The sequence below is a fragment of the Bartonella sp. TS82HLJMH genome (assembly GCF_042193495.1).
GTDB lineage: Bacteria > Pseudomonadota > Alphaproteobacteria > Rhizobiales > Rhizobiaceae > Bartonella > Bartonella grahamii.
This window is the reverse complement of the sequence record NZ_JBHILU010000076.1, coordinates 1-648: the sequence shown is the minus strand read 5'-3', so window position 1 is coordinate 648 and position 648 is coordinate 1. Positions and strand designations below refer to the sequence as shown.

At 43.5% G+C, this 648-nt stretch carries 1 pseudogene; it reads right to left on the bottom strand.

The annotated features are described in order from the left end of the window. Positions 1-648 (bottom strand): annotated as a pseudogene (locus tag ACFIKO_RS09305) (hypothetical protein); the annotation flags it as partial.

Genomic DNA, 648 nt, shown 5'->3' with positions numbered 1-648 from the left:
CTGCCCCCTCACAAGCGGCAGAAACAGTAGCATACTCATGCTCTTCAACCGCACTACCATCTTCATTAACGGTTTTAACTTTGAAAGTAGGAGCGGTCCATGCGCCATTCTCATAGCTAGCACCACCACCGAAATACGTAGCAACACTACTACCTAGAGTATAAAGCTGACCACCATTCACAGCATCAGTGGAACTTTCAGAGACTGTTCCAGCCAAAATAGATGTAATCTTGCTGTTTGTTTTGCTGTCCTTTTCCCCATGCGTTGCCACAAAGGCGCCTGTAGCCTTGTCCCACAACAAGGAATCACTTTGAACAAGGGTAATGTCTTTTTCAATCTCTTTGGCAATTTCATCCTTAACATTCTTGAATGTATCTTTAACGTTCTCGAATGAATCACCAACACCAGCAAAGGCAGTCGCAACATTGTCATAAGACTTCTCAGTCGCAGTGCCATCTTTATTGAAGGTCTTAACCGTGAATGTAGGAGCAACCCATGCACCATTCTCATAGCTAGCATTACCACCTAAAGACTTCGCAACACTGCTCCCAAGAGAATAAAACTGATTACCAGCTACAGCATCGCTTGAAGTTGAAGTAATATCTCCATTTGCAAGATAGGTAGTCTTTCGATTGGTTATGCTGTCTT